This is a genomic window from Actinoplanes sp. GCM10030250 (assembly GCF_042666575.1).
GTDB lineage: Bacteria > Actinomycetota > Actinomycetes > Mycobacteriales > Micromonosporaceae > Actinoplanes.
On the sequence record NZ_JBHTDO010000074.1, the window covers coordinates 1 to 12,766 of the forward strand.

A 12,766-nucleotide genomic window follows, 5' to 3' on the forward strand; every position below is an offset into this window, starting at 1 on the left:
CCGCCGTACTACCACCCCGGCGAGAAGTCCGACGAGATCCAGTACCTCCAGGAGCGCCGCCGCGAGCTGGGCGGTTATGTGCCGTCCCGTGTCGTGCGCAGCAAGCCGCTCACACTGCCGGGCCAGAGCGCCTACGCGAGCATGAAACGCGGATCGGGCAACCAGCCGGTAGCCACCACCATGGCGCTCGTCCGGCTGATCAAAGACCTCATGAAAGATCCCGAGATAGGCCGACGGCTGGTACCGATCATCCCGGACGAGGCCCGCACCTTCGGGCTGGACGCCTTGTTCCCGACCAAGAAGATCTACTCCCCGCACGGCCAGACGTACTCGTCGGTGGACCGCGAGTTGCTGTTGAGCTATCAGGAGTCCACGACCGGCGTACTGCTGCACGAAGGAATCACCGAGGCCGGTTCCACCGCGTCATGGACAGCGGTCGGAACCTCGTACGCCACCCACGGCGAGCCAATGATCCCGCTGTACATCTTCTACTCGATGTTCGGCTTCCAGCGCACCGCCGACGGCTTGTGGGCCGCCGCCGACCAGATGACCCGCGGCTTCCTACTCGGGGCGACCGCCGGGCGAACCACGCTCAACGGCGAGGGCCTGCAGCATCAGGACGGCCACTCACTGCTCATCGCCTCCACCAACCCGGCATGCGTGGCCTACGACGCCGCCTACGCATACGAGCTCGGCCACATCGTCCGTGACGGTTTGCGCCGGATGTACGGCGAGAAACAGGAGAACATCTTCTACTACCTCACCCTTTACAACGAACCTATCCTTCAGCCCGCCGAACCGTCCGACGTCGACATCGACGGCATCCTCGCGGGCATGCACCGCGTCAGCGGCGCTGACGCCAACGCTCCAGCTGCGCATATCCTCGCTGCCGGTATCACCGTGCCGGCCGCGCTGGCGGCGCAGCGGCTTCTCATCGAGGACTGGGATGTACCCACCGACGTATGGTCGGTGACCTCCTGGACCGAGTTACGCCGCGAAGCCCTCGCCACCGAACAATGGAATCTTCAGCATCCCGACGAGCCGGCCCGGCAGGCTCATGTCACCCGCCGGCTGCAAGAGAACCCTGCCCCCGTGGTAGCGGTCTCCGACTGGATGCGAGCCGTGCCCGACCAGATCGCCCCCTTCGTCCCCGGCCGATGGGCGTCCCTCGGCACCGACGGATTCGGCATGTCGGACACCCGCACGGCACTGCGCCGCCATTTCCACGTCGATGCGCCCTCGATCGCCTTGCGCGTCGTGCAGGAGCTGGCCGCCAGCGGGCGACTGAATGCAGACGCCCTGCGCAAGGCCCGCGCAACCTACGGTCTGACCAACGGCGCAGAGACAGAAACGAGAACCGTCCAGTAAGCGGCAGCTATGGCCGAACATGATCGACCAGGGCCTTAGGACTGTTGTCGACTGCGGGTCAGCTACGGCTCGCGGCTGCTCGTACGGCCTGGAGAAGCCGGGCAGTCGTGAACGGCTTCTCCAGCAGGGGTATGGCTGAATGGGCCGGCGGGTCGGTGTTGAGTAGCGGTTCGGCGTACCCGGACATGAAGATCACTTGTATGCCGGGGATCAGCTCGGCGATGCGCTCGGCCAGTTCACCACCGTGCATTTGCGGCATGAGAACGTCGGTGAGCAGCAAGCCGATCTCATCGCGGTGCCGCAGCGCCAGGTCCAGGGCGTTCGGCCCGTCGGGGGCACTGAGGACGCGGTAACCGTGGCGGGTGAGCATCCGAGCGGTGGATTCGCGTACTCCGTTCTCGTCATCGACGAGCAGAATGACCTGCTGCACGTCGCCCTCGGTCTGAGGATCGGCGTCGGGGCGGTTCGCCGGCGGCAGCGGCTGCTCGGTGGCGGGCAGCAGCACTGTCACGGTCGTCCCGGTACCTGGTGCTGACTCGAGGGCGAGGCAACCGCCGGCCTGTCCGACGACGCCGTGAACGGTGGCCAGTCCCAGGCCGGCCCCCTGGCTCTTCGGTTTGGTGGTGAAAAACGGTTCGAAAGCGTGAGCGGCGACGTCGGCCGGCATACCGATGCCGGCGTCGGAGACCTGGATGCGCAGGTAACGCTGCCCAGGCTCGGGGACAGGCTGGTAAAGCGGATCTGCTTCCGCTGTGGGCAGGTTGTCGGCACTGATACGCACCAGGCCACCGTCTGGCATCGCGTCGCAGGCGTTGACGGTCAGGTTGACCAGGACCTGTTCCAGTTGGCCCGGGTCGAGCAGCACCGGCCACAACTCTGCGGTGGCATGGATGTGCAGTTGGTGGTTCTTCCCGACGACGGTGCGCAGCAGCGGTCGCAGGTTGTCGAGCACAGTGGCCGGCGCAAGCACTCGGGGCCGGTGGAGGTCTCGGCGGCTGAACGTCAACAGTTGTTGGGTGAGTGCCGCGCCGCGCTGCGCCGCCTCTTGGATCTTGGTCAGGTCGTCCATGAAGGGACGCCATCGTCCCGGGTCGGTGCGGGCCTGCTCGGTGACTTCGTCGCCGAGCAGGTCGGCATAGTTGGAGATGATCGCGAGCAGGTTGTTGAAGTCGTGGGCGACACCCCCGGCGAGCTGCCCGAGGGCCTCCAGCCGTTGCGCCCGCAGCATCGCCTGTTCGGTCCGCTGCCGTTCCAGCTGCTCGGCAAGCCGGGTTCGCGCCAGTTCCGCCGCTTTCCGGTCGGCGATGTCGCGACCGACCACCAGCAGAATATTATCGGTGCCGGTGTCGAAGAGGGTGACGGTGTTCTCCGTCGGCACGCGCACACCGTCGGCCCGGATCACATCGACGTAGACCACCGCGCGGTGCTGCGGCGACGTGAACAGGGCGGCGACGAACTGCGCGATCCGCTCTTGCTCTTCGTCGGGCAGCAGCACGGCGTACGGCCGGCCGAGCAATTGGTGCCGCGGATAGCCCAGGAGCTGCTCGGTTCCCTGGTTGATCAGCACGATCCGGCCTTGCCGGTCCACTCCGGTGATCGCGTCCGGCACCGCCTCCAGCTGTGCTCGAAGCCGTGACTCCGCCCGCTGCAACTCGGACAAGTCCCGCGTTGCGGCGATCAGTAGCAGTCCTTCCGGCTCCTGTAGCCAGCTGAGCGTCGTCTCGCCCGATAGAACGCTGCCGTCCCGGTGCCGCAGCCGGGTGGCCAATGTGTGAGTGCGAGCCCGCAACTCCGGGTCGGTGAACAGTTGCTCCCGCAGAGCGATCATGTCGTTGCGGGTGTCTTCGGCGAACAACATCCTGGCCTGCTGGCCGACGAGCTCTCCCGGCCGGTAGCCGAGAAGCTGTTGGCACGCCTGGTTGACGAACACGATTCGCCCGCCAGGGTTCACGCCGACGATGGCGTCCGGGGTGGCCTCCAGCAACGCAGCCATCCGCCCCTCTGACCGGATCTCGCCGGTCAGTTCGTGAGCGACGCTGACCACTCCGCGCACGGATCCGTCCACGCCTTCGATCGGCGCGAACGACATCCGGACCGGAACCCGGGTACCGTCCTTTCGCAGCCGGGTCGTCCGTATCTGAGTGGTGGGATTTCCGCGCAGCGCCTTCTGGAAGACCTGCCAATCACGTTCGGCGACGTCCGGTGGATACATCATCGTCACCGGCTGACGGTGGACCTCGTCGCGGCGGTAGCCGTAAATCCGTTCGGCCGCCGGGTTCCATGCGGTGATCCGCCCCTGGGCGTCACAGCCGACGATGGCATCCGCAGCCGACTTCACCACTGACGACAAGGATGCCCCGACATGTTCGTTGCCGGCCTGACCGCCGGCCCGTGCGATCACAAGGACCACCGCCTGTACCGCAGGTTCCGCTGAGCTTGCAAGCGGCCGCCCCGTAGGCCGGCCTTTCGACCACGTCAGAGCTATGCTCTGCCGCAACGTCGTCGTGGTGGAGGGCTCCCTTCACTATCCTCCTGCGGTGCACGACTGGCCCTGGAATATGACATCACCGGGTGAGACAGCCGGTTCTCGGCGTGGAATCCAGCAGCCGCGCTCGGCTACACCCAGGCGCCAGCCTGCGGGCGGTATACCCTTCGCGCGGCTGGTGCCCGAGTCCGGACAGCCGCGGACGCATTGCCGACTCGCGGCAACGCCACGTCAGGATACGTCTGACGACGTAGGGTGAGGGACGACCATGACCGGCGAGTAGGCATGGTGCAAGGTGGCCACTGCCACGCTGCCGAGCAGCATTTCGCGCACTGCGGACCTTCCGCGCGAACCCACGACCACCAGCGCCGCCCGTCGGCGGCGCGCATAGGCTGCCAGTGCGCCGGCCACAGTCCGCGCCGCGGTGGCATGGCGCTCTTCTGGCGTCAGCGAGATCACCTCGTAGTCCCCTGTGGCAGCGGTGTGCGGAGGGTTCTGATCGACGCTGACCAGCTGCAGTTTCCGAGTCGGGAACAGCCGTGCTGCTGCCGCGAGTGCCGCTTGAGCACCGGCGGAGCCGTCCCAACCGACGATGACCGGCCCGTCGGCCATGGCCTCCCGCTCCGCCGTCAGCAGTGAGTTAGGCACGACGATCACCGGTCCCGACGCGTAGTGCACGACCATGTCGGAGACGCTACCGAGGATTGCTTTAGCGCCGTCGAGCCCGCGAGAACCGACGAGCACCAGGTCCGGGGCCAGTTTTTCGGCGAGCTGGGTCAGATGGAGGCCCTCGCCCCCGTACGTCCGCTCGACCAATGCCTCGGCCTCCCAGCCGGCGGCGACGGCGAGGGTGACACCCATCGCGGCCAGCCGGTTCGCCTCTGCTGCTCCCTCCCGCTCGAGGGCGTCGATGAACTCGTTCATGGTGGCGGCGTTTGCCCACAACCGTCGGCGCAATGCCTCACTTGCGAACGGCGGTGTCCAGAGGTGACCGATCCAGGCGTGGGCCCGGGGGATCAATGACACGGCGACCTCGATCGCCGCGCTGGCTGATCGTGATCCGTCATAGCCGACGATGACCCGGGCAGCGGGCACCTCAGTCATTGACCCTGAACTCGGTTGTGCGGGGCTGGTCATCGTCGGCTCTCCTCACCCATGGTGGCTGGCGCGCTCAGCAACGGGAGCATGAGCGGATTTCGGGTTCGATTCGTTGCGCGGCGGCGTCGGGGCGGCGATCGACCCGGGAAGGTGGCGTTCTTTCAGCCTGTCCCTCGACCGCCGTCCGTCACGTTGCCGGTTCGTCGTGGATGATCATCACCGGGCAGTGGGCGTGGTGGAGTAGTTGCTGGCCGACTGAGCCGAGAAGGCCGCCGGCCAGCGGGCTGTGGCCGCGGCTGCCGACGACGATCAGAGCCGCGTCGCTGGACACGGCGACCAGGTCCTTCGCTGGGCTTCCGGGCTCAATGAGAGTCTTGACCGGCACCTCGGGGTACTTGTCCCGCCACGGCGTCAGCGCCGCTTCGAGGTCGCGTGCTGCGTCTCGCCGGGTCGCGTCCTGGTCGTAGGGCAGCGGTGGCATATCCATCCCGTGCGGGGGTATCGGCACCGGGAAGCTGCGAACCGCGAGCAGTCCGCTACCGCGCCGCTGTGCCTCGTCGAATGCGAGCGCCAGGGCGCGCTGCGCCGAGCTCGAGCCGTCGATGCCTACCGTGATCGGACCGGACGGGGCGTTGCCGGTGTGCCCGCGGACGACGACAACGGGACAGGCGGCGTGGGTGGCGACCTGCTGGCTGACCGAGCCGAGCAGCAGGCTGGCGAAGCCACCACGCCCGCGGTTACCCACTACCAGCATGGCGGCGATGCGGCCGGCGTCCAGCAGAGCAGAAGCCGTGTCGCCGATCACGGCGGCGCTGGAGACCTCGATGCCCGGCTCCACCGTCCGCGCCTCCGTGGCGGCCGCAGTTGCTATCTGGTCGAACTGTTGCGCGATGACGTCCGGCAGTTCTCCCATGCCACCGAACGCTTCTGGCGGCCCGGTCCATGAGTAGACGGTGAGGATCTTCAACGGAGCGTCGTGTAGTCGTGCCTCGGCGGCGGCCCATCGCACTGCGGTCCTGCTCTGCTCGGAGCCGTCTGTGCCGACGATGATGTGGGGGTGTCGCATCTGTGCCTCCAGTGGAGAGCGGTTTCCGGTTGCGTGCCGAGCGTTGCTCGGGCCGGCCAAGACCGCGCCGACGATGACGTGCCGCTCTTCCCACACCTTCTCCCCGATGCGTCGTCGTGGTCAGGGCAGAGTTGCGTTGACCGGCTGGTGCCGGCTCCTACGCTGTCGCTGGTAGGGGACTGCCGGCTCGGTTTTCACCGCGTCAGCCGCGATCGGCGTCGTACGGTTGGCGACGGTGAGCAGCAGGACCGTGTCCTCCAAGGCTGTCATCGAGTGCCGGGCGCCGGGCACGATCAGCAACTGCCCCGGCGAGCCGTCGGTCGTGTCGTCACCAGCGGTGACCCGCACCCGGCCGCGTAGCACTTGCACGGTCACCTCACCCGGGTTGTCGTGCTCGTCCAACCTCTGACCACGGGCCAGTGCGATTACGGACTGGTAGAGCAGGTGCGGACGTCCACCATCAACGGTGCGCATGTCACGACGGCTCGATTTGCTGAGCGCGCGGCTCAGCAGCCCATCGGCGAGCGCTGCCAACGACCATTTCTGCATTACCAGCTCCTTTTCGTCGAGAGCCGAACACGCCGGCGGTCGGGCGTGATGCGATCAGCGGCGCCTCCCGCATCACTCGTGCGGCTGAACAACGCCGGCGGCGCGGCGCAAGCTGTCGCTGCCCGGGTAGGCATGTGACTCGTCATGTTCGCCTCCCGGCTCGTCCCGGGAACGAAACCCTTTCATTCAGCCTGGACTGTCCCGAGCGGAATGGCACCGGCTCGCACGGGCCAACACCGGGGCGCGCGGTTGCCGAACGTCAGCAAGCACAGGACCCTCAGCAACAGTCGGTGGTAGACGGCGCAGGAATGAATTGCCGGGATCCGGCAATCTTTCACCGCTGTACGTGCTGGCCGGATACCTGTTCCCCGCGAGCGCACAGCGCGAGCATCGACGGTGACACCTCGTACCGCGGCCGCGCTGATGGTCGCGAGCAACGTGCACCGGGGAGGGCCGATGGAAGAGCGGGTAAGGCTCCGCCGGGTCTATGACGATCCCTCACCCGATGACGGCCTACGGGTCCTGGTCGACCGGGTGTGGCCACGCGGGTTGACCAGAGCGGCGGTTGCCCTCGATGAATGGATGCGGGGCATCGCGCCGTCCACGCGGCTGCGCCGTTGGTACGGCCATCGACCGGACCGGTTCACCGAGTTCCGTCGCCGCTACCTGATCGAACTGCGCGACCTCGAATCCGCAGCCACCCTCGACCGGCTCCGGAAGGTGGCCCGCACCAGGTCCGTCACGCTGCTGACTGCGACCAGGGACGTCGAGCACAGCCAGGCCGCTGTACTCGGCGACCTGCTGCGCGACGCCCGAGCAAACCACGACCCGACGCAGGATGTCGCCGGCTCAGCCTCACGCGCCTGCCCTGCGGATGCCGGGCATCGGCAGCATACGGATTCCCAGGAGGCCCGAGCATGAGACACGAGACGATGGCCGTCGACCGGCTGCCGGCACTCGCGTTCGCCGACGCCGCTACCGCGGCCGGGAACGCGCCGTCGATCCTCAACACCCAACCATGGCTCTGGCGCGTACACCCGAACCGCCTCGATCTGTTCGCCAACCGCGACCGCCGGCTGACGGCCGGAGACCCTCAAGGTAGGCAGTTGACGCTCAGCTGCGGAGCCGCCCTGCACCACGCCCGGATCGCACTCGCCGCTGACGGCTGGGCGGCCCACGTGACCCGGTTGCCGAAGGCGAGCGATCCTGACCTGCTGGCCACGCTTGTCGTGAGCGGCCGCACTCCGGTGACGATGGAGGCGATCCGCCTCGCGCACGCGATGCATATCCGGCACACCGACCGGCGACTGGTGATCGAGCGGCCCATACCCGAGGTCGGGATACAGGCCATTGCGGCTGCGGCCCGCGCAGAAGGCAACCTGCACATCCTCACCGCCGACGACGTGGCGGACCTGGGTTCCGCGGCAGGCCGGGCCGCCGCAGTCGAAGCGGGCGACGCGCAGATCGCCGCGGAGCTGATGTACTGGACCGGCCGTACCAGGCTGTCGGGCACCGGACTCCCCGCCAGTGTGCTGCCCGATCACCCCACACAGACCTCCGTGCCCGGCCGCGATTTCGGCCGGCCCGGGACACTGCCGGTCGGCGCCGGACACGACCGGGCGGCGGTCTACGCGCTGCTGTTCGGCGACGGTGACGGACCGCTGGACTGGCTGCATGCTGGAGAGTCGCTGTCCGCGGCCTGGCTGACCGCCACCACCATCGGGGTGTCAGTGGTGCCACTCAGCGGCGTCGTCGAGGTTGCCGGCACCTGCCATACCTTGCGGCGCCTGCTCGCCGGCCTCGGCCATCCGTACCTCGCCCTGCGATTGGGGATCGCCAACCCGGAACCGCACAGGCCATCGCCGCGAACGCCACGGCTTACCCGTGCGCAGGTGGTTGACGACTCGGCTGTGCCGCCAGGCGCACCCGTGGACCGCCATTGACCGAGGTCACATCCCTCGCATGCCGCGCATTGCACGAGGGGAGGACCCGAGGCGGTTGGTCGCCGTGAAAGCGTTGCCCGTGACCGGCAATTTCAACGACGCCAATGTGGGCTTGCGAGGGCTGCGGTCAATTCCGGAGTTCCGCCGGTCTGAACGGAGCCCAGATGCCCGCTGATATTCCCGCCCCGACCGCATGGCACGCACGGCCTGTCGCCGACATCGTGCGTGATCTGGAAATCGACCCGGCGGACGGTCTCACGGCTGCCGAGGCCGAACAGCGGCTGCAACGCAACGGCCGAAATCAACTCGCCGATGCCCCGAGACAGCCGCGGTGGCGGGCGTTTCTGCGCCAGTTCCAGAACCTTCTGATCATCATCCTGCTGGTGGCCGCGGTGGTGGCACTGGTCGTGAGCCGGGAGTGGGAGACTCCGATCGCGATTGCCGTCGTCGTGCTGCTGAACGCGACCATCGGCTTCGTTCAGGAATCGAAAGCCGAGGCATCGCTGGACGCGTTGCGGCGGATGAGCGTGACAAATGCGACGGTACGCCGCGACGGGCGAATCGTCCGGCTGGACGCCGCCGAATTGGTGCCCGGTGACGTGATCGTCGTGGAAGCCGGCGATCGTATCCCCGCCGACGGTCGGCTCTTGTCGGGGACCTCGCTGGAAATTCAGGAATCGATGCTGACCGGTGAGGCGCAACCGTCGGCCAAGTCCGCATCGGCCGAAATCGACGAAAACGCTGCCTTGGGCGACCGGGCGAACACCGTCTACATGAACACCGCCGTCACCCGCGGGCACGGCGAGGTGCTGGTCACCGCCACCGGCATGCAGACCGAAACCGGCCGCATCGCCGAGATGCTTCACCACGCGAAACCCGGATCGACGCCGCTGCAGCAGCAAATCGACGCCCTCAGCCGTACCCTCGCGTTCATCGCCGGCGGCGTCATCGTCGTCGTCTTCGCTCTCGGCCTCATCCGCGGGCAGCAGTTCGACGACCTGTTCATCAGCGCTGTCTCGCTCGCCGTCGCCGCCATCCCGGAAGGGCTGCCTGCAGTTGTGGCGTTCACGCTGGCCATGGGCGCCGGCCGACTCGCCAAACGCGGCGCGATCGTCAAACGGCTGGCCGCGGTGGAGACACTGGGCAGCACCACGCAGATCTGCACCGACAAGACAGGCACCCTGACACTGAACCAGATGACCGCCCGGGAGCTGCAGGTGGCGGGTCGCCGGTTCACGATCTCCGGTGAGGGCTACGCCACCGACGGGAAGATCGAGGCTGCTGACGGGGCCTCTCCCGGCCTGCTCGGCGAGGCGCTGGTGCCCATGGCCCTGTGTAGCGACGCAGTCCTGCGTGACGGCGACATTGTGGGCGACCCCACCGAGGGTGCCCTGGTCGTGCTGGCTGAGAAAGGCGGCATCGACGCCGCTGCGCTGCGCAAGCAGCACCCTCGCGTGCTCGACATCCCGTTCGACTCCGACTACAAGTACATGGCGACCTTCCACGACTGGACCGACGAGCAAGGTCGCAAGGTCGTCCGCTGCTTCGTCAAGGGCGCGCCGGACGTGCTCGCCACGCGGGCCGACCGCCATCTCGGCGAGGCCGCCAAGATCATGCCCTTCGACGCCGCCGCACAACAGCGCCACCATCAGGCGAACGGGGACATGGCCGAGCAGGGCATGCGGGTGATGGCTGTCGGCATGCAAGACTTTCCCGCCGGCGACTTCGAACCGGCGCAGGATCCCAAAGCCATGCTCGATCGGCTGGTGCTGGTAGCGCTGATCGGCATCGTCGATCCTCCGCGCCCGGAGGCTCGGCAGTCCATCCAGGAATGCCGTGACGCCGGAATCCGCGTCCGGATGCTCACCGGCGACCATGTCGTCACCGCCGCCGCCGTCGCCGCTGAGATCGGTATCCCTGGACGGGCCGTGACCGGCGGCGACTTGGACACCATCACCGACGACGAAGACCTCGCCAGCGAGCTGGACAACGTCGGTGTCGTCGCCCGGGTGTCACCCAGCCACAAGATCCGAATCGTCAGCGCGCTGCAGCAGCGCGGCGACGTGGTCGCGATGACCGGCGACGGTGTCAACGACGCCCCGGCGCTCCGTAAGGCGGACATCGGCGTGGCGATGGGCAAGACCGGGACGGAGGTGACGAAGGAAGCCGCCACCATGGTCCTGACCGACGACAACTTCGCCACCATCGTGTCCGCCGTGCGCGAGGGCCGCGGTGTATACGCCAACATCGTCAACTTCACCCGCTTCCAGGTTTCCACCGCGCTCGGGTTCGTCATTACGTTCCTGATCGCCTCACTGACCGGCATCGCCGGCGGCGCGCCGTTCACCGCGCTGCAGATCCTGTTCGTCAACCTGGTCATGGACGGGCCACCCGCGATGTCGCTCGGCGTCGACCCCGTCAGCTCCGACGCGATGAACCAGCCGCCACGCCGCCGCAATGAGCGCATCCTCAACCACCAAAGGCTGCTGCGAGTCCTGCTAGCGAGCGCCGTCATGGCCGGTGGCACCCTGGCCGTGCTCGTCTGGGCACCGGGCCCGGCACCCCGGCTGGGCCAGGCCACGGTCGCCGGCACCATGGCGTTCGTAACCTTCGTGCTGTTCCAAGCGTTCAACCTGCTCAACGTCCGCTCGGACATCCGCAGCGTGTTCAGCCGCGAAACGCTGCACAACCGGTCCGCGTTCGCTGCGACCGGTCTCGTTGTGGCAGTGCTGGCACTCATCGTGCAGACGAATGTGGCGCACAATCTGTTCGCCACCACGGACCTGACACCGCGCCAGTGGCTGGCCTGCACCGCGGTCGCCTCCACCATCCTGATCACCGGTGAACTGCTCAAGGCGGTGTTGCGAAGCCACCGGCGCCGCGCACAGCGACGCAACGGATCACCTGAGAGACGACGTCACACAGCCGTTTGATCGCCGACCCGTGCCCGTACCGGCACGTCGTCTCGAAGACATGGCGGCCAGGGCCACTCGTAAACGGTGGCCGGATTGGCCTGCACGCACTGCAGGAGACAGCGTGCCGGTCACCTACGGTAGTCAACTGGTCGCCGTGAGGGGGCCAGTACGGGCCTGTCGCTAACCGGAGCCGGCGCTGCTGGCCTGGACCCGCTGGTGGGCCGGGCTCAGGGACTTTGCTCTGCCAAGGCTGATCGGACGGTTCATCGCCGAGCTGTCGTCAGGCTCGGCGACCGGGATGCTCGACATGGACATCGGCTGGCCGGGACCGGTGTGCCAGCGGCAGGGTCACCAGTTGGCTGGTGGGTCGCTGGCCGGGAACGATTGCCTGCCCCACTGCTCGACGATGTCGCCGGCCTCCTCGTCGATGTTGTCATCGAAGTGCGGCAGACGCGCAGGCTGGCCGGTCAAGATCAAGCCATGCTGTTCGGGTTCAGGGCGCGGTGCCGGCGGCCGGTCCACCGGTTGCTTTCTCATGACAGTGCCGCCGGTAGCATGGTATTCCTTCCTGATACGGCTGGGCCGTGCCTCTTTAGATCCGATGGCTTTCCTGGATTCCGCGACTGATCTGCTCGTGCTCGGCGTGCTTCGCCTGCTCGTGGCGGCGGTAGAGCAGTTCCGCGCGGGCATATCGGCGCAGCCAGTACATGAAGATCAGGAAACCGACGGCGAGGATCAGCATCAGCGCTTCGATAAAGCCGTAGCTGATGAGCAGGGCCGCCGCCAGGACGAACACTGCAATGCCCGCCCACATCAGTCGATACTTGCGTGACCACATAGGATAACTCCCCTTCGTTTGTTGGCCAAGGGCTGAAGGCTCGTCCCGGTACGATCCCGCGGTCCGCACGCTGTCAGCGGGCGGCGCGACCTCCGGTGTCCCTCTATGGTCGCCTGGTCCGACCGGTAGCGGCAGAGGTGCCGGGCATAGACGGGGCGGGGTTAAACTGCCGACCGTCGGCAATGAAAGCGTGAAGTGGGCCCGGACGTGATCGTGGCTGCCGAGTGTGTACCCCGCGATCCGGGAAGGTGAGGCGCAGGTGACCGAGAGCACGGGGCAGCGCGGCCGCCGCCGGCCGTCGACGCCGGAGCCGGAGGACGCCTGGCTGGTCGAGGTCGCCGAGGGTGCGAGCCGCGACGCCGGCGGGGTCCCGGTGGAGTTGCTCGGCGATTACCTGCTGCTGCTCGCCGACGCGGCGACCTATGGGCGGCAGGTGAAGAGCGGTGAGCTGGACGCGGTCGGCCTGCTCGGCCGGCGCGCCGCCGAGCAGGGGATCTCCGCGGG

At 67.6% G+C, this 12,766-nt stretch carries 9 protein-coding genes and 2 pseudogenes; 5 read left to right on the top strand and 6 right to left on the bottom strand.

Features of this window, described 5'->3' with window-relative positions:
• Positions 1 to 1,368 (top strand): annotated as a pseudogene (locus ACFQV6_RS43805) (pyruvate dehydrogenase (acetyl-transferring), homodimeric type); the annotation flags it as partial.
• Positions 1,369 to 1,426: 58 nt separating this feature from the next.
• Here the strand turns inward: ACFQV6_RS43805 and ACFQV6_RS43810 are convergent.
• From ACFQV6_RS43810 to ACFQV6_RS43825, 4 genes are all read right to left on the bottom strand, one after another.
• Positions 1,427 to 3,709 (bottom strand): PAS domain S-box protein, encoded by a 2,283-nt coding sequence (locus ACFQV6_RS43810; RefSeq protein WP_378033665.1) that lies wholly within the window; start codon positions 3,707 to 3,709, stop codon positions 1,427 to 1,429.
• 375 nt (positions 3,710 to 4,084) lie between these two features.
• Positions 4,085 to 4,957 (bottom strand): universal stress protein, encoded by an 873-nt coding sequence (locus ACFQV6_RS43815; RefSeq protein ID WP_378033666.1) that lies wholly within the window; start codon positions 4,955 to 4,957, stop codon positions 4,085 to 4,087.
• A 181-nt stretch (positions 4,958 to 5,138) separates the two neighbouring features.
• On the bottom strand, positions 5,139 to 6,017 hold the full coding sequence (locus ACFQV6_RS43820; RefSeq protein WP_378033667.1) for a universal stress protein: 879 nt from the start codon (positions 6,015 to 6,017) through the stop codon (positions 5,139 to 5,141).
• Between the two features lie 120 nt (positions 6,018 to 6,137).
• Positions 6,138 to 6,566 carry a cupin domain-containing protein gene (locus ACFQV6_RS43825; RefSeq protein WP_378033668.1) on the bottom strand — a complete coding sequence of 143 codons (429 nt, stop codon included), beginning with the start codon at positions 6,564 to 6,566 and terminating at the stop codon, positions 6,138 to 6,140.
• 456 nt (positions 6,567 to 7,022) lie between these two features.
• Between ACFQV6_RS43825 and ACFQV6_RS43830 the strand changes: the two genes are divergently transcribed.
• The 3 genes from ACFQV6_RS43830 (at position 7,023) to ACFQV6_RS43840 (ending at position 11,442) form a co-directional block, all read left to right on the top strand.
• Positions 7,023 to 7,487 (top strand): DUF488 domain-containing protein, encoded by a 465-nt coding sequence (locus tag ACFQV6_RS43830; protein ID WP_378033669.1) that lies wholly within the window; start codon positions 7,023 to 7,025, stop codon positions 7,485 to 7,487.
• The gene (locus tag ACFQV6_RS43835) at positions 7,484 to 8,509 is read left to right on the top strand and encodes an Acg family FMN-binding oxidoreductase (protein WP_378033670.1); all 1,026 of its coding nucleotides are present in this window, start codon (positions 7,484 to 7,486) and stop codon (positions 8,507 to 8,509) included. The genes ACFQV6_RS43830 and ACFQV6_RS43835 overlap by 4 nt, the downstream gene beginning before the upstream one ends.
• 164 nt (positions 8,510 to 8,673) lie before the next feature.
• Positions 8,674 to 11,442 carry a cation-translocating P-type ATPase gene (locus ACFQV6_RS43840; RefSeq protein ID WP_378033671.1) on the top strand — a complete coding sequence of 923 codons (2,769 nt, stop codon included), beginning with the start codon at positions 8,674 to 8,676 and terminating at the stop codon, positions 11,440 to 11,442.
• 330 nt (positions 11,443 to 11,772) lie between these two features.
• On the opposite strand, the gene ACFQV6_RS43845 is transcribed toward ACFQV6_RS43840, so the two are convergent.
• Positions 11,773 to 11,895 (bottom strand): hypothetical protein, encoded by a 123-nt coding sequence (locus tag ACFQV6_RS43845; protein ID WP_378033672.1) that lies wholly within the window; start codon positions 11,893 to 11,895, stop codon positions 11,773 to 11,775.
• A gap of 121 nt (positions 11,896 to 12,016) precedes the next feature.
• Positions 12,017 to 12,262, bottom strand: a complete 246-nt coding sequence (locus ACFQV6_RS43850; protein WP_378033673.1) for a hypothetical protein — start codon at positions 12,260 to 12,262, stop codon at positions 12,017 to 12,019.
• 259 nt (positions 12,263 to 12,521) lie between these two features.
• Between ACFQV6_RS43850 and ACFQV6_RS43855 the strand changes: the two are divergent.
• Positions 12,522 to 12,766 (top strand): annotated as a pseudogene (locus tag ACFQV6_RS43855) (hypothetical protein); the annotation flags it as partial.

Coding starts and splice junctions, on each gene's coding strand:
- ACFQV6_RS43815 (WP_378033666.1), bottom strand. CDS start 4,957: ATGACTGAGGTGCCCGCTGCCCGGGTCATCGTCGGCTATGACGGATCA.
- ACFQV6_RS43820 (WP_378033667.1), bottom strand. CDS start 6,017: ATGCGACACCCCCACATCATCGTCGGCACAGACGGCTCCGAGCAGAGC.
- ACFQV6_RS43825 (WP_378033668.1), bottom strand. CDS start 6,566: ATGCAGAAATGGTCGTTGGCAGCGCTCGCCGATGGGCTGCTGAGCCGC.
- ACFQV6_RS43830 (WP_378033669.1), top strand. CDS start 7,023: ATGGAAGAGCGGGTAAGGCTCCGCCGGGTCTATGACGATCCCTCACCC.
- ACFQV6_RS43835 (WP_378033670.1), top strand. CDS start 7,484: ATGAGACACGAGACGATGGCCGTCGACCGGCTGCCGGCACTCGCGTTC.
- ACFQV6_RS43840 (WP_378033671.1), top strand. CDS start 8,674: ATGCCCGCTGATATTCCCGCCCCGACCGCATGGCACGCACGGCCTGTC.
- ACFQV6_RS43850 (WP_378033673.1), bottom strand. CDS start 12,262: ATGTGGTCACGCAAGTATCGACTGATGTGGGCGGGCATTGCAGTGTTC.